The sequence below is a fragment of the Salinimicrobium sp. WS361 genome (genome assembly GCF_050750585.1).
GTDB lineage: Bacteria > Bacteroidota > Bacteroidia > Flavobacteriales > Flavobacteriaceae > Salinimicrobium.
In genome coordinates, this window is the sequence record NZ_JBOJLM010000019.1 from 33,791 (window position 1) to 53,982 (window position 20,192).

Sequence of the window (20,192 nt, forward strand, 5' to 3'; positions counted from 1 at the left end):
TTCATAAGGTTTTCGAATCGATACTTTAGATTAATTAACAATAAACCCGTTGCTTTTCACAATCTTTAAAACCGGGTAACTTAGTTCTATTTTTTCCTGAATAATTTTAGCTATTCCTCCGGGAAAAAACTTCAGATTGGTAGAAATAGTAATATCATCAGCGTATCTACTATAGTAACATTTATTACCAGCTGCAAGTTTTCTTAATTCATTATCTAATCTCCTACAAATGAAATTAGAAAGAACAGGAGAACAAGGACTTCCTTGCGGCAGCTGATTATTTTGAGTGCATAATTGCGCCAATAAACTGGCAACTTCTTGATTGAAATTGAAAGGATTTTTTAAAAAAATTCCTCGAATTCTACCAAAATTGATACAAGGAAAAAAATTTTCTAGATCCAGATTTAAAACATGATTCTGCTTAATATGGATTTTCGCATTACTCTTTATACCTTTTTTAGAAACAAAGCCATGTACATGGTTTTTAATTTTATAATGTTTACTGAATTCTTTCTCAAGTTTAGCCTGTATTGTTTTCAAGGAAGGAATAGGAGCTAATATTATCCTCTTCCCTCCACTTTTTTTGGGAATAGAAAAAGAGTTATATCGCCCTTCAGTGTTATAGAGATTAAAATCTAATTGCTTTACTGTAATACCTAAAAAATTGGCAAGATCCAGTTTATCTGAAAGCTCCAAAAAATCTCTTTTCATAAAGAAAAAGGTTCATAGCCATTCAACTTTAGTTTAAATGATGACGTTGTAATTATAGATTTATATGTATAGGAGGTTTAGATTTTAATATTCTAAATGTATAATTTGATAAAAATACTTACCACTCCGAAACTGCTGCTGGATCGCACGCAAAATCAATTGAACTATGAACCTTATTCAGTAAATATAAAAATAATCACAATACTGAAGAGCTTATTTTCTTACATATTTCTCCTGTACTGCCCTCCTACTTCAAATAAAGCTGTAGTGATCTGTCCTAATGAACAAACCTTTGTAGCTTCCATAAGCACCTCAAAAATATTCTCATTCTGAATGGCTGCATTTTTCACCTTTTCGAGCGTTTCATGTTCCAGTTCCTTCTTCGCCTCATGCAGGTCCTGCAAAGTTTGGATCTGACTCTGTTTTTCCTCTTCGGTGGCACGGATTACTTCTCCAGGAGTCACAGTTGGCGAACCTGTAGAGCTCAGAAAAGTATTTACTCCAATGATTGGGAAATCTCCATTGTGTTTCAGGGTTTCGTAGTAAAGACTCTCTTCCTGGATCTTACTACGCTGGTACATGGTTTCCATTGCACCAAGAACACCGCCTCTTTCGGTGATGCGGTCAAACTCTTTAAGTACAGCTTCCTCCACAAGATCGGTAAGCTCTTCTATTATAAATGCTCCCTGAATTGGATTCTCATTCTTTGTTAACCCTAACTCTTTGTTGATGATCAATTGTATAGCCATCGCTCTTCTTACTGAAGCCTCTGTAGGCGTAGTAATAGCTTCATCGTAAGCATTGGTATGCAAAGAATTACAATTGTCATAAATAGCATAAAGCGCCTGAAGCGTAGTTCTTATGTCATTAAAATCAATTTCCTGTGCGTGCAATGATCTTCCGGAGGTTTGGATGTGGTATTTCAGCATCTGCGCCCGCGGATTTGCACCGTACTTATACTTCATTGCTTTTGACCAGATCTTTCTCGCTACCCTTCCAATTACCGCATATTCGGGATCAACTCCGTTAGAGAAAAAGAACGATAAATTCGGCCCGAATTTATTGATATCCATTCCCCTGCTCAGGTAATATTCCACATAAGTGAACCCGTTGGCAAGCGTTAGGGCGAGCTGCGTAATTGGGTTGGCTCCGGCTTCCGCGATGTGATAACCTGAAATAGAAACCGAATAGAAATTCCGCACATTTTCCTGAATAAAATATTCCTGTACGTCACCCATCAATCTCAAAGCAAATTCTGTTGAAAAGATACAGGTGTTCTGCGCCTGATCTTCCTTCAGGATATCTGCCTGTACAGTTCCCCGCACCTGGCTAAGCGTTCTTTCTTTAATATCTGCATAAACATCTGCAGGCAACACCTGATCTCCCGTTACACCTAATAGCATGAGTCCGAGGCCGTCATTTCCTTCCGGAAGTTCACCTCGATATTTCGGCTGCCCCATACCTTTTTCAGCATAGATCTTATCGATCTTTTCCTGCACCTCTTTCTCAAGGCCGTTTTCTTTGATGTACTTCTCACACTGCTGATCTATAGCAGCGTTCATGAAAAATCCAAGCAACATTGGCGCGGGGCCGTTAATGGTCATACTTACAGAAGTCATAGGATCGGCAAGATCAAAACCAGAGTATAACTTCTTCGCATCATCAAGACAGCAGATGGAAACTCCGGCATTACCGATCTTTCCGTAGATATCAGGGCGATGGTCGGGATCGTTTCCGTAAAGCGTAACCGAATCAAATGCTGTAGAAAGCCTCTTTGCCGGCAAGCCCATACTCACGTAATGAAAACGGCGGTTGGTACGCTCGGGGGAACCTTCTCCCGCAAACATCCTGGTAGGATCTTCTCCCTGTCTTTTGAAAGGATACAATCCCGCAGTATAAGGGAATTCTCCCGGTACATTTTCCTGCAGGCACCATCTTAAAATGTCACCCCAGGCCTGGTATTTTGGTAGTGCAACCTTCGGGATCTGCGTATGAGAAAGAGATTCGGTATGGGTTTCAATTTTGATTTCCTTATCGCGCACCTTAAAGGAGTAGATAGGATCTTTATATTTATTTACCTTTTCATCCCACCCGGTAACGATCTCCCAGTTGTATGGATCGAAATCCATTTTTACTTTATCAAACTCTTTCTTCAGCAGATTTACCAGCTCCTCATTTTCTGAAGTTGTGGCATCCTTCAGCTCATCTTCTTCGAGTCCGTATTGATTCAGACCGACCTTAGTCCCGGTTACCGATTCAATGGTTTTGTATATTCCGTAGAGCTTTTGAGCAACTTCAGCCTGTGAGGCTGCTTTCTCATCATAGCTGCGGTTATTTTCTGAAATTTCAGAAAGATATCGCGTCCTGTTTGGCGGGATCACAAAGATCTTTTCGCTCATTTCCTTTGAGATGTTGAAAGTAGAACTAAACTTACTTCCAACTTTCTCATCGATCCTGTCCATGATCTGCTTGTAGAGCGTGTTCATACCGGGATCGTTGAATTGAGAAGCGATTGTTCCAAAAACAGGAAGACTATCAGGGTTTTCATGCCACAATCCGTGGTTGCGCTGGTACTGTTTTTTCACATCACGAAGGGCGTCTAAAGCACCACGTTTATCGAATTTATTGATCGCTACAAGATCGGCAAAGTCGAGCATATCGATCTTTTCCAGCTGCGTAGCCGCACCAAATTCGGGCGTCATCACATAAAGTGAAACATCAGAATGCTCCAGGATCTCTGTATCACTCTGCCCAATTCCCGAAGTTTCCAGAACAATAAGGTCATAACTTGCGGCTTTTAGCACCTCAATGGCTTCAGCAACGTATTTTGACAGGGCAAGGTTCGATTGACGGGTAGCCAAAGACCTCATATAAACCCGCGGATTATTGATCGCATTCATCCTGATACGGTCTCCTAAAAGGGCTCCGCCGGTCTTCCTTTTTGAAGGATCTACAGAAATGATTCCTATAGTTTTTTCAGGAAAATCCATTAGGTACCGGCGTACAAGCTCATCTACCAAAGAAGATTTTCCGGCGCCACCTGTTCCGGTAATTCCCAGCACAGGGATCTCTTTTTCTTTATTTTCAGAATGAATTTTATCAAGAGTTTCTTTGGCAACTTCAGGAAAATTCTCGGCAGCCGAAATCACCCTTGCAATAGCTCCCGGGGTTTTCTTCTCCAACTCTTCTACCTCCCCGTTAAGGCTGCCCCCCAGCGGATAATCAGATTTTTTCACCAGGTCGTTGATCATTCCCTGCAGCCCAAGTTCGCGGCCGTCATCGGGAGAATAGATCCTGGTGATCCCATATTCTTCAAGCTCTTTGATCTCTTCAGGCAGAATTACTCCGCCGCCGCCGCCAAAGATCTTGATGTGCCCGGCCCCTTTTTCCTTAAGCAGGTCGTGCATATATTTAAAATATTCGGTATGCCCGCCCTGATAGGAGGTCATGGCAATGGCATTGGCATCTTCCTGGATTGCACAATTCACCACCTCCTCCACACTGCGGTCATGCCCCAGGTGAATTACCTCTACTCCTGTAGACTGGATGATACGGCGCATAATATTTATGGCGGCATCATGCCCGTCAAAGAGCGAAGCTGCGGTTACAATTCTTACTTTATTGTTGGGTTTATAAGGAGCTTGTTGTTCCATATTGAATTTTATCTTCTATTAAAGCCTGCAATTTACGAAAATAGAAATAGTCGTACAGCTAATTTAAGAATAGCTCAATCTCTACTGCACATTAGTGGGAATGAAGGGAAATGCCTACTTTTAAACTTCTATTTTTACAAAAATGTCTCGATTTATACTCCTCATTCATTGCCCCGATAAGGCAGGGATCATCTCCAATGTGACCTCCTTCATTTTTAATCGTAAAGGAAACATAGTGTACATTGATCAATATGTAGATGTAGAAAATTCCATATTTGTAATGAGGCTGGAATGCGAGTTTTTAGATGCTACAAATATTGATTCTCTTAAGGAAGCATTTTCTGAAGAACTGGCAGTGCCATATCAAATGTTTTGGCGTATGTATTCGGCAGAAGCCAGATTAAAAATGGCGATTTTTGTGTCAAAGTATGATCATTGTCTTTATGATATCCTGGGCCGGCACAAAGCCGGCGAACTTCCTGTCGACATTCCATTAATTATTAGTAATCATAAAGACCTGGGATCTATAGCAGAAAAATTTGACATTCCCTTTCACCACATCGCGGTTAGCCCCAAAAACAAAAAGGAAGCAGAAAGTAAACACCTGGAATTATTAAGCCAACATAAGATCAATTTTTTTGTTCTTGCAAGGTATATGCAGATAATTCCCGATGGTTTGATTGAAGCATATCCAAATCGCATCATCAATATCCACCACTCTTTCCTGCCAGCTTTTGCAGGTGCCAAACCTTATCATTCTGCTTATAAACGCGGAGTAAAAATCATTGGTGCGACCTCACATTACGTCACCGCCCAGTTAGATGAAGGTCCTATTATTGAACAGGATATTACCCGAATTTCTCACACCCATTCTATAAACGATCTTATCCTCAAAGGCAGGGATCTGGAAAAAGTAGTTCTGGCAAGGGCGATAAAATTACATATTGACCGAAAAACGCTCGTTTACAATAACAAGACCATAGTATTTATATAATTAAGAGTAAAAATTAGCCCGGCAAAAAGCGGGAATTTTAATAACTATCTTTGGAAAAAATTATCATGAAAAAATTTGTAACCCTTATATTTCTCCCGCTTTTGTTCGGCTGTGCCGAATTACAACAAATTGCCGATTCCCTTCCGCAAGAAGGAACAGGAATTTCTAATGCCGAAGTAGCCGCAGGCCTGCGACAGGCGCTCGATTTTGGGATAGACAAGCAGGTGACCAAACTTACACAGGAGGATGGTTTCTTTAAAAATGAACTGGTGCGCATTGGACTTCCTCCCGAATTACAAAAAGTAGATCAAACGCTACGCGACATTGGTTTGAGTTCTCTGGCCGATGAAGGTTTACGTGTACTCAACCGCGCCGCTGAAGATGCGGTACAGGAAGCCACACCTATTTTTGTTGATGCCGTAAAGCAGATCACCTTCACCGACGCTCAAAATATCTTACTGGGAGATGACATTGCCGCAACCACTTACCTGGCCAATAAAACGACAGAGCCTCTCTATTCAAAATTCAACCCTGTGATCACCAATTCCCTTGAAAAAGTTGGAGCTACCCAGGTATGGACAAAAATTATAGAGAGATACAACGCCATTCCGCTCACCAATGACGTCAATCCCGATCTTGCCGATTATGTGACACAACAGGCTCTTGAAGGTGTCTATACCATGATCGCAGTTGAAGAAAAGGAAATAAGAAACGACTTTTCTGCCCGTACCACCAATCTACTGAAGCGCGTTTTTGCTTTGCAGGACTAGAAAAGACTAAGGTTTAAGGATTAATGTTTAACCCATTTTAGCTGTACAAAAAGTCTCGATTCTGTTGAAGCATTGCTGTTGCGGGTTGCAGGTTTTGTCCTGTTGCAGGTTGCAGGTTGCGAGTTGCGGGTTTTGTTCTGTTACAGGTTTCCTTTTGTCCTTTCAAAGGAGCTTTTATAGCGACTGAGAAATCTCTACTGGAATGGGAAAATTGTCGGTTAACAAAAAGGCCAGGAAGAGGTGTCAAAAATGGCATTTTAAGGAGGTAATGCTACGAAAGGGTTACGGGTTGCAAGTTTCGAGTTTCGGGTTGCGGGTTTTTGTCCTGTTGCAGGTTGCAGGTTACACGTTTGTCCAGGTTGTAGGTTTCCTTTTGTCCTTTCAAAGGAGCTTTTATAGCGACTGAGAAATCTCTACTGGAATGGGAAAATTGTCGATTAACAAAAAGGCCAGGAAGAGGTGTCAAAAATGTCATTTTAAGGAGGTAATGCTACGGAAGGGTTGCGCGTTGCGGGTTCATCCTGTTGCAGGTTGCAGATTTTGTTCTGTTACAGGTTTCCTTTTGTCCTTTCGAAGGAGCTTTTATAGCGACTGAGAAATCTCTACTGGTATGGGAAAATTGTCGGTTAACAAAAAGGCTAGGAAGAGGTGCTGAAAATGACATTTTATGGAGATAATGCTTCCGAAGTGCTGCAGGTTGCGAGTTTCGCGTTGCGGGTTATGGGTTACGGAGGTGCAGATTCCTAAATTAAGACTTAAAGCAAAGCCTGAACAGATTAAAAAATTGTTACTCTTTCTACCTTAAACCTTATCCACTAAAAAGGGGTTATGAACAGTGAATAATTCCTTTAAACCCTTGTAGAACCTGACACCTATCGTGCTGCCTTTTAACTTTTTAACAAGGGAGAGAGGTATATAACTCAGTTTTACCATAAAGTTAACTTTCAGTTATGAATTCTTCGAAAAACTGCAGGATATCTTTGCAGTAGTAATATAAGTATATGTTTCGATTATTTGAACCCAGATCTACGTTGGAAAGGCTTCGTGAGAAGTACTGCTTTCTCATGCGCCGTTCTTTTGAGCTCGCTTTAGTGGATAAGCTGCGGAGTGATATGCTCAACGATAAGGCATGCAAGATCTTAAAAGAGATCCGTCGTATGGAGCAGAGTCAGGATAAAACAGCCTGAACTTTCCTAAAGTAGGTAAAAGCAGCCGTAAGGCGCGACCCATACCAGCTAAAGTATTCCCCGTCCACAATCTGGATGTAGCCCAACTTCACTTCTTTTTCCAAAGCTTCTATATCTTCCTCTTTAAAAGGAAATGGTTCTGTTGAAAGCAGCACCACCTCCACCTCTTTTTCATCGAGCTGTGCCAGTGATATTTCCGGATAACGGGAGTCCTCTTCTAAAAAGGCATTTTTGAAGCGGTTAAGTTCTAGCAGGTGATCTATAAAAGTATCTTTCCCTGCCACCATCCACGGATTTTTCCAGATAAAGTACGCCACTTTTCTCTCCGGAATGTCTTTTACATATTCCTGAAAACCTGCTTTTTCAAGCTGTATCTTTTTAATTATTTCTGAAGCTTTGCCGGTCACTTCAAAGATTTCGCCGTATTGCCTGATGAGTTCGAGGGAATTATCTATAGTGTAGATATCTGAAACATGAACGGGAGCGATCTTTTCAAGCTCCGTTACCATTTCCCGGGTATTTTCTTCCTTATTACAGAGGATGATATCGGGTTCCAGGGCTGCTATGCGGTCAAAATGCACCTGCTTGGTGCCTCCCACCACTTTTTTCTGCTTCCGAAGGTCTTCAGGATGTACACAGAATTTAGTTATTCCCAAAATTTGCTGCTCAAGCCCAAGATCAACCAGCAATTCAGTCTGGCTGGGCACCAGGCTCACAATTCGCTGCGGAACTTCCTTCAGCTCAATCTTCCGGTTTAACTGATCGTAAAATACTTTCATGAACTAAGAAAATGAGATGTCAAAAATGGCATTTTTGACAGGTTTTCTTCCGAAGAAATATCTATAAGAATGTTGCCATTTCCTGCTGTAGTTTTTCTGCTTCGCTTGCAGCTGCTTCAGCAAAATCCATTCCTTCCGAAGCATAGATAATAGCACGGGACGCATTTACGAGCAGGCCTACATTGCGGTTCATTCCAAACTTACATACTTCGGCCAAACTTCCACCCTGGGCGCCAACTCCCGGCACCAGGAGGAAACTTTCAGGAATAATCTTGCGTATCTCCTGCAGGTATTCGGCCTTTGTAGCACCTACTACGTACATGAGATTTTGCCCGTTATTCCATTTTTTAGAGGTTTTGATCACTTCTTTGTAAAGTTCCTCGCCATTTATGGTTTGCGTCTGAAAATCATACGCCCCTGCGTTAGAAGTCAGGGCCAGTAAAATGGTGTGTTTATCTTTATAAGCCAAAAATGGCTCTACGGAATCTTTTCCCATATAAGGGGCCACGGTGACCGAATCAAACTGCAAATCTTCAAAAAAGGCCTTTGCATACATGCCCGACGTGTTGCCAATATCTCCCCTTTTTGCATCGGCAATGGTAAAGATATCGGGATGATTTTCGTTCAGGTAATTAATGGTTTTTACCAGTGCTTTCCATCCCTTTATTCCATGAGCTTCGTAAAAAGCCAAATTGGGTTTATAAGCTACAGCCAGGTGATGGGTGGCATCAATAATGGCTTTGTTAAAAGCGAAAATTGGATCTTCTTCTTTTAAAAGATGTTGAGGAATCTTCTCAAGATCTACATCAAGTCCCACGCATAAAAAGGACTTTTTGAGGCGTATTTGTTCGGTAAGCTGGGAAGTGGTCATTGGCTGGAAATAAAAAAAGCTGCCGGAGTGCGGCAGCTTTTGGAATTATGTTCTAAAAAACGTCGGAATTCTCTTTCAGTTTTTCTGTATTTTCTACTAGTTGTAATTCGTCGAGGATCTTCTGGATATCTCCGTTAATGATGTTCCCGAGATCGTAAAGGGTAAGCCCAATTCGGTGATCGGTCACACGGCCCTGCGCATAATTGTAGGTACGGATCTTCGCACTCCTGTCTCCGCTGGAAACCATAGAGTTTCTCTTGGCGGCATCGGCTTCCATCTTCTTGGCCAGCTCCTGCTCGTAAAGCCTGGACCTCAACACGCGGAAGGCCTTTTCTTTGTTCTTGTGCTGAGATTTTTGATCCTGACACTGCGCCACCAATCCTGTGGGAAGGTGAGTTAACCGCACTGCAGAGTAAGTTGTGTTTACCGACTGCCCACCTGGTCCTGAAGAACAGAAGTAGTCAATCCGTACTTCTTTTGGATCGATCTCCACATCAAATTCTTCAGCTTCGGGCAATACCATTACTGTAGCGGCCGAGGTATGCACCCGCCCCTGGGTTTCAGTTTGCGGTACCCGTTGTACACGGTGTACTCCGGCTTCAAATTTTAATGTTCCGTAGACATCTTCGCCGGTAACGTCAAAAATAATTTCTTTGAATCCGCCGCTGGTACCCTCGCTAAAGTCAACGATCTGGTGTTTCCAGCCTTTGCTTTCAATATATTTGGTGTACATGCGGTAAAGGTCTCCCGCAAAGATACTGGCCTCGTCCCCACCTGTACCGGCACGAATTTCCATCACCACGTTCTTGGCGTCTTCGGGATCTTTTGGCACAAGCATCATCCTTATCTTCTCCTCCATGCCCGGGATCTGCTCTTTAGCTTCTTCGAGTTGAAGTTTGGCCATATCGGTCATCTCGGGATCACTGCCATCGGCAATGATCTCTTCGGCCTCCTTTTTATTGTTGATAAGGCTTACATATTCCTCCCGAACCTCCATGAGTTTCTTAAGGTCCTTGTATTCCTTATTCAGCTCTATATAGCGCTTTTGATCGGCAATCACGTCGGGCTGAATGATAAGATCATTCACCTCGTCAAAACGCTGCTTCACAATATTCAATTTCTCGATCATAACATCTCCTTAAAGCAGCAAATTTACGATAAATCCGTCGGATTTCTGAAAAGGATTTGTGCTGGAGATAAAAATTATTCAGCAAGGGCATGTTCGATATTGCAGAGATATTTCTCGAAGGGTCCGCAAAAGAAAAAGCGCAGAGATCACAAAGTAATTCTAAATGATGCTTCTTTTGTATCTTTAGAACAATGAGTAAAACGAACAAAATTGGCCTGGGCGGAGGCTGTCACTGGTGTACCGAAGCAGTTTTCCAGTCGGTGGAAGGCGTGCTGAAGGTGGAGCAGGGATATATTGCCTCCAATGCTCCCGCCGATACTTTCTCTGAAGCTGTTATTGTGCATTACCTTCCAAAAAGGGCAAATTTAGAGCGGCTTCTGGAGGTGCATCTTCATACGCACAATTCCACTTCAAATCATTCGTTCCGGGAGAAATATCGCAGTGCGGTTTATTTTTTCTCTGCGGAAGATGAAGTGGAAATAAGAAAGATCCTGGAAAAACTTCAGCAGCAATTTGAGAAACCACTGGTGACACAGGTTCTTGAGTTTAATGAATTTAAAGCTTCAAGGGAGTCTATTCAGAATTACTACAAGAAAAATCCCGATGCTCCTTTTTGTAAAAGATATATTGAACCGAAGTTGGAGAAATTAAAAAAAATGGATCTTTAGTTTCCCGCAGATTGCGCAGATCCACGCAGATTTTTTTATATCTTATTCCTGGAATGACTGAAAATGAAATATCATACAAGATAAGAGGAGCCATTTTCAAGGTTTTCAATGCATTTGGTCCCGGACTATTAGAATCGGTTTATGTCGCCGCCCTGGCATCTGAACTTAAGAAGGAAGGTCTAACTGTAAGAAAAGAAGTTGCTGTCCCCGTTTTCTTTAATGATGAAAAACTCGAAGTTGGGTTTCGAATTGATCTTCTTGTACACGAAAAGGTATTAATTGAAGTGAAATCGATAGAAGCTATTGCTCCAGTTCATCACAAACAGACGCTTACTTATTTAAAATTAACAGGATTAAAATTGGGAATTCTAGTCAACTTCAACGTAGAAAACATCATAGATGGAATCCATAGAAAAGTCAACAATATTTAATCTGCGAAAATCGGCGTGATCTGCGGGAAATTAATAATACTCAAACTCCCCAAACTCACTCTTAATCGTCAACTTTTTCTCTTCTGAAGCTTCTACTCTACCCACAATTTTGGCATCAACATTAAAAGACTTTGAAATGGAGATGAGATCTTCGGCTATGGCCTCATCAACATATAGCTCCATCCTATGCCCCATGTTGAACACCTGGTACATCTCCTTCCAATCTGTTTTACTTTCCTGCTGAATGAGTTTAAACAATGGTGGAACGTCAAAGAGGTTGTCTTTGATCACATGAATGCTATCTACAAAATGCAGCACTTTAGTTTGAGCGCCACCACTGCAATGAACCATCCCAAAAATGTCATTTTTGGAATACTTTTCAAGGATCTTTTTAATGACCGGTGCATAAGTACGAGTGGGAGAAAGTACAAGTTTACCAGCATCTAAAGGGCTGCCTTCAACTGCATCGGTGAGTTCTTTTGAGCCGCTGTAGATCAATTCAGCAGGAATTGAAGCATCAAAACTTTCAGGGTATTTTTGAGCTAAACTCTTTCCGAAGACATCGTGACGTGCAGAAGTGAGTCCGTTACTGCCCATGCCACCGTTGTACTCCTTTTCGTAAGTCGACTGTCCAAAAGAAGCCAGACCTACGATCACATTTCCGGGTTTGATGTTGGCATTATTGATCACGTCGCTGCGCTTCATACGTGCAGTGACTGTGGAATCTACAATGATGGTACGCACCAGGTCACCCACATCGGCCGTTTCGCCGCCGGTGGAGTGGATATTTATTCCGAAGCCTTTAAGATCATGGAGTAGCTCTTCTGTACCGTTGATGATCGCTGAAATCACTTCGCCCGGGATAAGATTCTTATTCCGTCCAATGGTAGAAGAAAGCATGATGTTGTCTATTGCCCCAACACATAGAAGGTCATCAATGTTCATGATAAGTGCATCCTGCGCAATTCCTTTCCACACATCAAGATTCCCGGTTTCTTTCCAGTACATATAGGCCAGGGAAGACTTTGTACCAGCGCCATCGGCGTGCATGATGAGGCAGTAGTCTTCATCACCTGTGAGATGATCGGGCACGATTTTGCAAAATGCTTTTGGGAAAAGCCCTTTATTTACATTCTTAATGGCATTGTGCACGTCTTCTTTCCCGGCAGAGACTCCGCGGCCGGCATATCTTTTACTTATTTCCTGGCTCATGTAGATAGATTTACGGTCAAAGATAATTAGTTTAGAATTTTTGATCGTAGAATTTATATAATAAAAAAGGCACTCCCAATTGGAAGTGCCTATAAGTCTATTGAATTCAAATTATCGGGTAAACAATAATTCCCTGTACTTGGTTAAGGTCCAGATCTCATCGTCTATTACCAGCTCGAGCTTATCGCAATGGTAGCGAATGGTCTCAAAGAATGGCTTCACATCATTACAGTATGCAAAGGCTTTTTCCTCGGCATCCTCAAGTTTGTTAGCCTTCTTACGAGCTTCGATCATTTCGGTAATACCGGAATTGATCTTCTCGATACGTTCAGAAATTTCTTTAATGATCTCGAGTTGCTCTTTGGAGTGTTCCTTGAAATCATCAGCAAAGATCTCTTTTAATCCGCGTACGTTTTTGATCAAAATGTTTTGATACCTAATCGCGGTTGGGATCACGTGATTGCGGGCAATATCACCAAGGATACGGCTCTCAATTTGCACTTTCATGATATATTCTTCTAACTGAATTTCATGACGGGCCTCTATTTCCACATTATTCATGATCTCCAGTTCCTTGTACATGTCCATCGTCTTCTTGCTAACAAGGGCTTTAAGAGCTTCAGGAGTATTTCGATTGTTACTTAGACCTCGTTTTGCGGCTTCTTTTTCCCATTCTTCGGAATAACCGTCACCTTCGAAACGAATATTCTTAGAATCTTTGATGTATTCTCTAAGAACATTGAAGATAGCGTCATCCTTCTTCATCTTCTTATTCTTGATAAGAGCGTCAACCTTTTTCTTGAAATCTATCAGCTGCTTTGCAACAATTGCATTTAGAGCGGTCATGGGCTCTGCACAGTTAGCAGTGGAGCCTACTGCACGGAATTCAAATTTATTTCCGGTGAAAGCGAAAGAAGAAGTTCTGTTCCTGTCGGTATTATCGAGGAGGATCTCAGGGATCTTTCCAACTACGTTAAGTTTAAGTTCGGTCTTTTCTGCCGGAGAAAGTTTACCATCGGTAACTTTTTCGAGTTCGTCAAGCACCTGGGTCAATTGAGAACCTATAAAAGTAGAGATGATTGCCGGCGGCGCCTCATTAGCACCTAACCTGAAGTCATTTGATGCGCTGGCAATAGTAGCTCTTAGCAGCTCCTCATTTTCATTTACAGCTTTTATGGTATTGATGAAAAAAGTCAAAAACTGAAGATTTTTCATTGGTGTAGATCCGGGCCCTAAAAGGTTTACACCTGTATCTGTACTCAAAGACCAGTTGTTGTGCTTCCCGCTTCCGTTAATGCCTGCAAATGGCTTTTCATGAAACAATACGGTGAAGTTATGGCGCTCTGCTACTTTATGCATTACATCCATTAAAAGGGAGTTGTGATCTACTGCCAGGTTGGCTTCTTCAAAGATTGGAGCAAGTTCAAACTGGTTTGGTGCCACCTCGTTGTGCCTGGTTTTAACAGGTACTCCAAGAAGCATACATTCTTTTTCAAGATCGCGCATATAGGAAAGTACCCGCGAAGGAATAGAACCAAAATAATGATCGTCTAACTGCTGACCTTTAGCCGGAGAGTGCCCCAGCAAAGTTCTTCCAGCCAGCTGAATATCGGGTCTTGATGCTGCCAAAGCTGAATCTATAAGAAAGTATTCCTGCTCCCATCCAAGAGTAGCCTGAACCTTACTTACATTTTTGTCGAAATATTTTGCCACATCGGTAGCAGCCTGGTCAACAGCCTGCAACGCTCTTAAAAGTGGCGTTTTATAATCTAATGCATCTCCTGTGTAAGAAACGAATACACTGGGAATACACAAAGTTGTTCCATATATAAATGCGGGAGAAGTAGGATCCCATGCGGTATAGCCACGGGCTTCAAACGTATTTCTTATTCCCCCGTTCGGGAAACTTGAAGCATCAGGTTCTTGTTGCACAAGTTGCCCGCCTCCAAATTTTTCAATTGCAAGGCCATCACCAATAGTTTCAAAGAAAGCATCGTGTTTTTCGGCAGTGCTTCCGGTAAGGGGTTGAAACCAGTGAGTATAATGGGTGGCCCCTTTAGAAATAGCCCATTCTTTCATACCGGTAGAGATATGATCGGCAATAGTACGGTCAATCTTTTTACCGGTGGCATTGGCTTCCTTTACACTCTGGTATGCTTCCTTAGTTAGAAATTGTCGCATTACGCTTTCGCTGAAAACGTTGCGGCCAAAAAGTTCTGAACGCCGTTCATTTTCTTCAATTTCTACAGGTTTGCGGTTCAAAGTCTCCTTGAGTGCCTGGAATCTTAAAGTTGCCATTTATTAATTGGTTTTATGGGTTAACAGCAACAAATATATTTAATAATTGTTTACACCCCCTAAAAAATTGGGGGATGTTTACAAAAATTTTATACTTTATTAAGAAGACCCCTCACGCAAAGCCTATCCTACAAAGGCAAGGCTTACAAATACAGCATAACCGGCAAAAAGCAGAAAACCTTTCCACCTGTTTAACGAATAACGCTTCGGAAGCAAAGCCAACGGAACCAAAATAAAAGCAATTCCTATCATCCATAAAATATCACTGCTTAATATCTCTGCAGAACTTACTACCACAGGCTGAATTAAGGCAGTAATACCCAGCACCGAGGCTATATTGAAAATGTTAGAACCAATCAGGTTTCCAAGGGAAATGGCTTTTTCCTGTTTCATAGCTGCAATGACCGATGCTGCCAGCTCGGGCACACTCGTTCCTACGGCGATCATAGTAACCGAGATCACCCTTTCACTCACTCCCAAAGCCGAAGCCAGGTGTACCGCACCCGAAACCAGGAATTCTGATCCAAAGTAAAGAGCAGCACCTCCAATAGCCAGCCAAAGAATAGTCTTAAAGTTAGAAGCCACTTTTAAATCGGGATCTACTTCATCGGGCTGAAGTTCGGGTTTCCGGCGGGCACGACGAATCAACAAAACAAGGTAAAGCACAATAGCCAGTACTAAAACAGCACCTTCAAAGCGCGATAGCACATGTTCTGTGGAAAGAAAATAAAACAGCCCCAGGGAAAAAAGCATCATTATTGGCCAGTTGAACCTGTAGAATTCCCGGTCAATGATCAAGGGAGAGATCATGGCGGTTATTCCCAGGACCAGCCCAATGTTTGCGATGTTTGAGCCTATTACGTTACCCAGAGAAATATCTGAAAATTCCTCCAGTGCTGCCTGCAAACTCACCAGTAATTCGGGAGCCGAAGTAGCGAAGGAGACCACTGTCAAGCCTATCACCATTCGGGATAAATTTAATTTTAAAGAGATCGCAACAGATGATCTTACGAGGAACTCTCCCCCAACTACAAGTAAAATGAATCCAAGGATAATGTAAACAATGCTCATTCAGTTTTTTTTTGCGAAGATATAAGTTTCTCAGCGAATGCATGAATTTCGGCTCTTTTGGCAGGTTAATTAAATGCTAAAGCCACTACATTAAAATTAATAACTATAAGAATAGTTATGAAACGATATTTTTAGTTATGTTTGTAATCAAGAAGTTGAAAAGATAAATAATATGGAGAAACTCACGAACAAAGAAGAAGAAATTATGCGTGTTCTATGGAAGCTGAAAGCCGCTTTTGTAAAGGAGATCAAGGCCGAGCTCTCTGAAGAAAGTCTCCATTACAACACCGTTTCCACCATAGTGCGTAATCTTGAAGAGAAAAATTTCGTGACGCATAAGGCCTATGGGAAAACCCATCAATATATTCCTGTGGTTTCAAAAGAAGACTACCGAAAACAATTTATGAATATGGCCACCAGGAAATTTTTTGACAGCTCTTATAAGAATGTAGTGTCATTTTTTGCAAAGGAAGAAAAAATTAGTGCAGACGAGTTGCGGGAGATTCTCGAAATCATTGAAAAGAAAAAGTAATGCAGGAATTGATCATACATCTCTTGAAAAGCGCAGCATTAATAAGCCTGTTTTATGCGGGCTATTATTTCCTGTTAAAGAACGACACAAGTTTTAAAACCAACCGAATTTTTCTCCTGGTCGGTATACTTACCTCTGTCTTCCTTCCTTTTCTGAAGATCACGCGTAAAGTGATGGTAGAAACCACTGCTACTCCTGTATTCCTGCAGGATCTTTCTAATATTCCGGTTCCGGGTGCTTTAGAAGAATCGGCTGGGATTGACTGGCGGCAGGTCGCTGGGATAATTTATCTTCTTGGTCTCGGATTTTTTCTGCTGAAGTTTTTAATCGAACTTTTTTCACTGCTGAAGTTGATCTTTACTCACAAAATTACCCAAGACGGTAAATTCTACATCATCCAAAAATGCGGAAATACCCAACCTTTCTCTTTTTTTAAATTCATAGTTCTTGATCCCGCTCAACATACCCCAACAGAACAGGAATTGATCCTTAGGCATGAACGCTGCCATGCCCGGCAGTGGCATTCCATTGATCAACTCCTTACCAGTCTTGCTGTTTACCTGCTTTGGTTTAATCCGCTGGCATGGCTGTACAGGAAAAGCGTGGTTCAGAACCTCGAATACCTCGCAGATAAAGAAGTTATTAAAGCACAAGTTTCAAAAAAGGAGTATCAAAAGACACTTTTAAAAATATCTGTCGGGAATTTCCAGCCGACACTTACCAATCAGTTTTATCAATCATTCATCAAAAAACGAATTATCATGCTAAACAAAAATGCCACTCAAAAGTCCAATTTTTGGAAGACCAGTTTCTTGCTGCCTTTCCTGCTGGTTTTCATCTTCAGCTTCAATATTAAGACAGAAGCCATGGAAATTTCTACCCAGAAAGAAACCATAACTTCAAAAGTTGAAGTTTCAGCCTATGTTACCAAAGATTCAGATGAAGAAACACTGCGTTCTTATCAAAGGATCTTCAAAAAGCAAGGTGTTGATCTTACGTTTGACAACCTTCAGTTTTCTGACGGATTACTTACAAGGGTGACGGCTTCCTTCAGAAAAAAATCAAATGGTACTTCAGGAAATCTTACTTTAAGCAATTCTAACGGAATCACTCCACTCCTTATTTACACCGATGGAAATAAGGTGGTAATGGACCCCGAAAATGCTATTCCAAAAAAGTCTGAAGGAGCGCTACAAGGTATTGGAGACTCCCCGCTTTTCATAATTGCAGGTAAAGAATATAGCGCCTCCCAGCTGGTAGATAAGTATGTGGAAATATTGGGAGATTGGAGCGTTCTAAAACCTGAAGAGGGTGAAGAACAGCTTGGTAGCAAAGCTAAAGACGGTGTCATTGTAATTTCCGAAGGAGAAATTATAGACAACTATAATGCTCATTTAAAAGAAATAGACAGAGATAACAAAAATATTAACCGGGAATATTTCTGGATAATGCAGAATGAACCACCTCTTTTTGTCACTCTAGAAAAAAAGGAGGATGAAAAGCCAACCACAGGAGAGATTATTCCAGATGCAGAAGAAATCATCGCGGTACAGTTTGATCATAAAAGTACCATAATCGATTCCCTGCAAAACAAGCCACTTATCATTGTGGACGGAGAAGTCCAGGATAAAGATTTCAATCTAAATTCAATTGATCCCGAGACAATAAAAAGTTTGAATGTTTTGAAAGAAGAGTCTGCCGTGGAGAAGTATGGGAAACGTGCTGTAAACGGGGTGATTGAGATTAATTTAAAAACTGATGCAGAAATATTACAGGAAAATGAAAAGAAGCAAGATCAAAAATCAGTGACAAAGAATATTCTTCATAGTAAAGAGAACTTATCTACCTCCTATAATCTTTCTAAAAAGTCAAATAAAAAAGATAATGAGGTAAATATCTTTAATGTTCCTAATAAGGACTTTTCTCAGTCTAATGCATTATACGTAGTAAACGGAAAAGAAATGGACAAAGATTTTGATCCCAATAGTATCTCCCCTCTCAATATAGAGTCAGTTATGGTTTTAAAAGGGCCAAAGGCCATTGAAAAATATGGTAAGAAAGGCAGTGAAGGAGTAATTGAAATTATAACTAAGAAATAATACCTCCCAAAAATGCCATTTTTGACACGCCTCCCGGAAAGACCTTCGGAAGGCGATTTTGCCCCTATACCTTTCAAAAAGGGGAAATTGGGAACTAATTTCTATCTTTGATAGAAACCAACCGGCATGAAAAAAACATTTTTCAAGACACTTTCGAAGATCAACAAAAAGGTTCTTCCCAGCTATTCAAAGCGACAGCTGGACCTGGCTAAAGCAACTAAATTTCAGAAAGCCATCATTGGCTGGAAAACCTGGGTCACAAAAAATTCACTCTAAAAGAATTCAAAGTTCAAAATTCATGGTTTATGGTTTATGGTTTATGGTTTATGGTTTATGGAAAAAACATGCTCCATTAACCAATCACCAATTAACCAATAACTATTTGACCATTTTCTGTTTAACCATTCCCCAATTAACCAATCACGATTAACCAGTAACTAAGAACCATTAACTACAAACTAATAACTAACCAGCGACACCACCTTATATGAATCCAGTTTTTCTTTTCCTTTTAAGAAGCTGAGATCCATTAAGAAGCTGCACTGAACAATTTCTCCTCCCATTTTCTCCACCAGTTTACACGCAGCCGCAGCAGTACCTCCCGTTGCCAGCACATCATCGTGCACAAGGATCTTTTCACCTTTTTGTATTGCATCGCTATGCACCTCAAGTGTATCTTCCCCATATTCTAATGAATAGCTCTCCCGGTATGTATCGTAGGGCAATTTTCCCGGCTTCCTAATGGGCACAAAACCTGCATTTAATTCCTGCGCCAAAAGTGTCGCAAAAAAGAAGCCCCGCGATTCTATACCTACTACCTTATCAATTTTCTCACCTTCCAAAAATGACAAAAAAGCAGCCACTGTTTCTCTTGTAGCAGTTGCATCCTGCAATAAGGGTGTTATATCCTTATAAACGATTCCTTTTTTTGGAAAATCATGTATGTCTCTAATGTAAGCTTCTATATTAAACATATGCGCGGTTTCCTGCGAAGATAATAAGAAAAAAGCGTCTCTTCCCAGTACCTCCCACTACTCCTTTAGTAAAAATTCAACAAAGATTTATTACTCATTTAACTGGCACCAGTCTCTTCCATATATATTTTAGACTGAACCAAAAAAAGCTTGAAAAATGAAAAACTTAAAAGATCTATTCGAACATCAACTAAAAGATTTGTACAGCGCCGAGACCCAATTGGTAGACGCTCTCCCAAAGTTGCAGAAAAATGCCAATGATGATAAGCTTAAAAAAGCTTTTGAAGAACACCTTAAAGAAACCGAAGGGCATGTAAAGCGCCTCGAGGAAATTTGCGACAAATTGGGCATTAAACCTACGGGAGAAACGTGTAAGGCTATGCAGGGTCTTGTGAAAGAAGCTGAATCTTTTCTAAAAGAAGACACCGAAAAAGATGTCCAGGATGCAGGACTAATTGCCGAGGCCCAGAGAGTAGAACACTACGAGATTTCTGGTTATGGTACAGCTGTTCGTTATGCTAAAGAATTGGGACATGACGATATTGCTGCAAAACTTCAAAAAACACTGGATGAGGAATACAAAGCCGACAACCTTCTTACCGATATGGCCGAAGACCGCCTGAATAGAAAGGCAAAATCCTAATTTGGAACCAGAAATTTTAAAAACCGCCTACACTTTCGCAGGCGGTTTTGTTTTTTCATCGTAATAAATGCCTCAAAAAATATCTTTTTAAGAAACTTTTTGTCGTCTTCTTCTTCAACTGTCAAAACGGAGTTAACTATCCAATTTCACGAAAACGATTGAGTAAAATT

Annotated in this window: 18 protein-coding genes; 9 read left to right on the top strand and 9 right to left on the bottom strand. The window is 41.1% G+C overall.

From position 1 onward, the window contains the following. Positions 1-30: 30 nt before the first annotated feature. Together ACQ93I_RS15130 and ACQ93I_RS15135 are read right to left on the bottom strand one after the other, a co-directional pair. Positions 31-711, bottom strand: a complete 681-nt coding sequence (locus tag ACQ93I_RS15130) for a reverse transcriptase domain-containing protein (RefSeq protein ID WP_431699245.1) — start codon at positions 709-711, stop codon at positions 31-33. A gap of 221 nt (positions 712-932) precedes the next feature. Next, positions 933-4,364 carry a methylmalonyl-CoA mutase family protein gene (locus ACQ93I_RS15135; protein WP_431699246.1) on the bottom strand — a complete coding sequence of 1,144 codons (3,432 nt, stop codon included), beginning with the start codon at positions 4,362-4,364 and terminating at the stop codon, positions 933-935. A 142-nt stretch (positions 4,365-4,506) separates the two neighbouring features. Here ACQ93I_RS15135 and purU point away from each other — a divergent pair, with 142 nt between their 5' ends. From purU to ACQ93I_RS15150, 3 genes are all read left to right on the top strand, one after another. Beyond that, positions 4,507-5,358 (top strand): formyltetrahydrofolate deformylase, encoded by an 852-nt coding sequence (gene purU / locus ACQ93I_RS15140; protein ID WP_431699247.1) that lies wholly within the window; start codon positions 4,507-4,509, stop codon positions 5,356-5,358. A gap of 65 nt (positions 5,359-5,423) precedes the next feature. Then, a complete protein-coding gene (locus tag ACQ93I_RS15145; RefSeq protein WP_431699248.1) occupies positions 5,424-6,128 on the top strand; it encodes a DUF4197 domain-containing protein in 705 nt (234 codons plus the stop codon). A gap of 1,001 nt (positions 6,129-7,129) precedes the next feature. Next, a complete protein-coding gene (locus tag ACQ93I_RS15150; RefSeq protein ID WP_266070749.1) occupies positions 7,130-7,315 on the top strand; it encodes a Lacal_2735 family protein in 186 nt (61 codons plus the stop codon). Here ACQ93I_RS15150 and ACQ93I_RS15155 read toward each other — a convergent pair. From ACQ93I_RS15155 to prfA, 3 genes are all read right to left on the bottom strand, one after another. Next, positions 7,297-8,094, bottom strand: coding sequence for an ABC transporter substrate-binding protein (locus ACQ93I_RS15155; RefSeq protein WP_431699249.1), 798 nt, complete (start codon positions 8,092-8,094; stop codon positions 7,297-7,299). The genes ACQ93I_RS15150 and ACQ93I_RS15155 overlap by 19 nt on opposite strands. Before the next feature lie 61 nt (positions 8,095-8,155). Continuing rightward, positions 8,156-8,965, bottom strand: a complete 810-nt coding sequence (pyrF, locus tag ACQ93I_RS15160) for an orotidine-5'-phosphate decarboxylase (protein WP_431699251.1) — start codon at positions 8,963-8,965, stop codon at positions 8,156-8,158. Positions 8,966-9,017: 52 nt separating this feature from the next. Next, positions 9,018-10,094, bottom strand: a complete 1,077-nt coding sequence (prfA, locus tag ACQ93I_RS15165; RefSeq protein ID WP_431699252.1) for a peptide chain release factor 1 — start codon at positions 10,092-10,094, stop codon at positions 9,018-9,020. A 191-nt stretch (positions 10,095-10,285) separates the two neighbouring features. Here prfA and ACQ93I_RS15170 point away from each other — a divergent pair, with 191 nt between their 5' ends. Then, complete coding sequence (locus ACQ93I_RS15170; RefSeq protein ID WP_431699253.1) at positions 10,286-10,762, top strand: peptide-methionine (S)-S-oxide reductase; 477 nt, start codon at positions 10,286-10,288, stop codon at positions 10,760-10,762. Positions 10,763-10,815: 53 nt separating this feature from the next. Next, complete coding sequence (locus ACQ93I_RS15175; RefSeq protein ID WP_431699254.1) at positions 10,816-11,193, top strand: GxxExxY protein; 378 nt, start codon at positions 10,816-10,818, stop codon at positions 11,191-11,193. A gap of 30 nt (positions 11,194-11,223) precedes the next feature. Here the strand turns inward: ACQ93I_RS15175 and ACQ93I_RS15180 are convergent, their stop codons facing one another. The 3 genes from ACQ93I_RS15180 to ACQ93I_RS15190 all read right to left on the bottom strand — a co-directional run bounded on the left by ACQ93I_RS15180 (position 11,224) and on the right by ACQ93I_RS15190 (position 15,774). After that, on the bottom strand, positions 11,224-12,405 hold the full coding sequence (locus tag ACQ93I_RS15180) for an AIR synthase related protein (RefSeq protein WP_431699255.1): 1,182 nt from the start codon (positions 12,403-12,405) through the stop codon (positions 11,224-11,226). Between the two features lie 111 nt (positions 12,406-12,516). Then, on the bottom strand, positions 12,517-14,703 hold the full coding sequence (locus ACQ93I_RS15185) for a glutamine synthetase III (RefSeq protein ID WP_431699256.1): 2,187 nt from the start codon (positions 14,701-14,703) through the stop codon (positions 12,517-12,519). A 123-nt stretch (positions 14,704-14,826) separates the two neighbouring features. Beyond that, complete coding sequence (locus ACQ93I_RS15190) at positions 14,827-15,774, bottom strand: calcium/sodium antiporter (RefSeq protein WP_431699257.1); 948 nt, start codon at positions 15,772-15,774, stop codon at positions 14,827-14,829. Positions 15,775-15,946: 172 nt separating this feature from the next. Between ACQ93I_RS15190 and ACQ93I_RS15195 the strand changes: the two genes are divergently transcribed. The 3 genes from ACQ93I_RS15195 to ACQ93I_RS15205 all read left to right on the top strand — a co-directional run bounded on the left by ACQ93I_RS15195 (position 15,947) and on the right by ACQ93I_RS15205 (position 18,681). Continuing rightward, the gene (locus ACQ93I_RS15195) at positions 15,947-16,306 is read left to right on the top strand and encodes a BlaI/MecI/CopY family transcriptional regulator (protein ID WP_431699258.1); all 360 of its coding nucleotides are present in this window, start codon (positions 15,947-15,949) and stop codon (positions 16,304-16,306) included. Beyond that, positions 16,306-18,405 (top strand): M56 family metallopeptidase, encoded by a 2,100-nt coding sequence (locus tag ACQ93I_RS15200; protein WP_431699259.1) that lies wholly within the window; start codon positions 16,306-16,308, stop codon positions 18,403-18,405. The genes ACQ93I_RS15195 and ACQ93I_RS15200 overlap by 1 nt, the downstream gene beginning before the upstream one ends. Positions 18,406-18,531: 126 nt before the next feature. Beyond that, a complete protein-coding gene (locus ACQ93I_RS15205; RefSeq protein ID WP_431699260.1) occupies positions 18,532-18,681 on the top strand; it encodes an SsrA-binding protein in 150 nt (49 codons plus the stop codon). 182 nt (positions 18,682-18,863) lie between these two features. Here the strand turns inward: ACQ93I_RS15205 and ACQ93I_RS15210 are convergent, their stop codons facing one another. Beyond that, positions 18,864-19,379: an adenine phosphoribosyltransferase gene (locus ACQ93I_RS15210; protein ID WP_266070760.1), complete on the bottom strand. Its 516-nt coding sequence runs from the start codon at positions 19,377-19,379 to the stop codon at positions 18,864-18,866. Between the two features lie 157 nt (positions 19,380-19,536). On the opposite strand from ACQ93I_RS15210, the gene ACQ93I_RS15215 reads away from it, so the two are divergent. Beyond that, on the top strand, positions 19,537-20,022 hold the full coding sequence (locus ACQ93I_RS15215) for a ferritin-like domain-containing protein (RefSeq protein WP_431699261.1): 486 nt from the start codon (positions 19,537-19,539) through the stop codon (positions 20,020-20,022). Positions 20,023-20,192 lie beyond the last annotated feature (170 nt).

Excerpts from the sequence above, each read along its gene's own strand:
- ACQ93I_RS15130 (WP_431699245.1), bottom strand. The coding sequence starts at position 711 with ATGAAAAGAGATTTTTTGGAGCTTTCAGATAAACTGGATCTTGCCAAT.
- ACQ93I_RS15135 (WP_431699246.1), bottom strand. The coding sequence starts at position 4,364 with ATGGAACAACAAGCTCCTTATAAACCCAACAATAAAGTAAGAATTGTA.
- purU (WP_431699247.1), top strand. The coding sequence starts at position 4,507 with ATGTCTCGATTTATACTCCTCATTCATTGCCCCGATAAGGCAGGGATC.
- ACQ93I_RS15145 (WP_431699248.1), top strand. The coding sequence starts at position 5,424 with ATGAAAAAATTTGTAACCCTTATATTTCTCCCGCTTTTGTTCGGCTGT.
- ACQ93I_RS15150 (WP_266070749.1), top strand. The coding sequence starts at position 7,130 with ATGTTTCGATTATTTGAACCCAGATCTACGTTGGAAAGGCTTCGTGAG.
- ACQ93I_RS15155 (WP_431699249.1), bottom strand. The coding sequence starts at position 8,094 with ATGAAAGTATTTTACGATCAGTTAAACCGGAAGATTGAGCTGAAGGAA.
- pyrF (WP_431699251.1), bottom strand. The coding sequence starts at position 8,965 with ATGACCACTTCCCAGCTTACCGAACAAATACGCCTCAAAAAGTCCTTT.
- prfA (WP_431699252.1), bottom strand. The coding sequence starts at position 10,094 with ATGATCGAGAAATTGAATATTGTGAAGCAGCGTTTTGACGAGGTGAAT.
- ACQ93I_RS15170 (WP_431699253.1), top strand. The coding sequence starts at position 10,286 with ATGAGTAAAACGAACAAAATTGGCCTGGGCGGAGGCTGTCACTGGTGT.
- ACQ93I_RS15175 (WP_431699254.1), top strand. The coding sequence starts at position 10,816 with ATGACTGAAAATGAAATATCATACAAGATAAGAGGAGCCATTTTCAAG.
- ACQ93I_RS15180 (WP_431699255.1), bottom strand. The coding sequence starts at position 12,405 with ATGAGCCAGGAAATAAGTAAAAGATATGCCGGCCGCGGAGTCTCTGCC.
- ACQ93I_RS15185 (WP_431699256.1), bottom strand. The coding sequence starts at position 14,703 with ATGGCAACTTTAAGATTCCAGGCACTCAAGGAGACTTTGAACCGCAAA.
- ACQ93I_RS15190 (WP_431699257.1), bottom strand. The coding sequence starts at position 15,774 with ATGAGCATTGTTTACATTATCCTTGGATTCATTTTACTTGTAGTTGGG.
- ACQ93I_RS15195 (WP_431699258.1), top strand. The coding sequence starts at position 15,947 with ATGGAGAAACTCACGAACAAAGAAGAAGAAATTATGCGTGTTCTATGG.
- ACQ93I_RS15200 (WP_431699259.1), top strand. The coding sequence starts at position 16,306 with ATGCAGGAATTGATCATACATCTCTTGAAAAGCGCAGCATTAATAAGC.
- ACQ93I_RS15205 (WP_431699260.1), top strand. The coding sequence starts at position 18,532 with ATGAAAAAAACATTTTTCAAGACACTTTCGAAGATCAACAAAAAGGTT.
- ACQ93I_RS15210 (WP_266070760.1), bottom strand. The coding sequence starts at position 19,379 with ATGTTTAATATAGAAGCTTACATTAGAGACATACATGATTTTCCAAAA.
- ACQ93I_RS15215 (WP_431699261.1), top strand. The coding sequence starts at position 19,537 with ATGAAAAACTTAAAAGATCTATTCGAACATCAACTAAAAGATTTGTAC.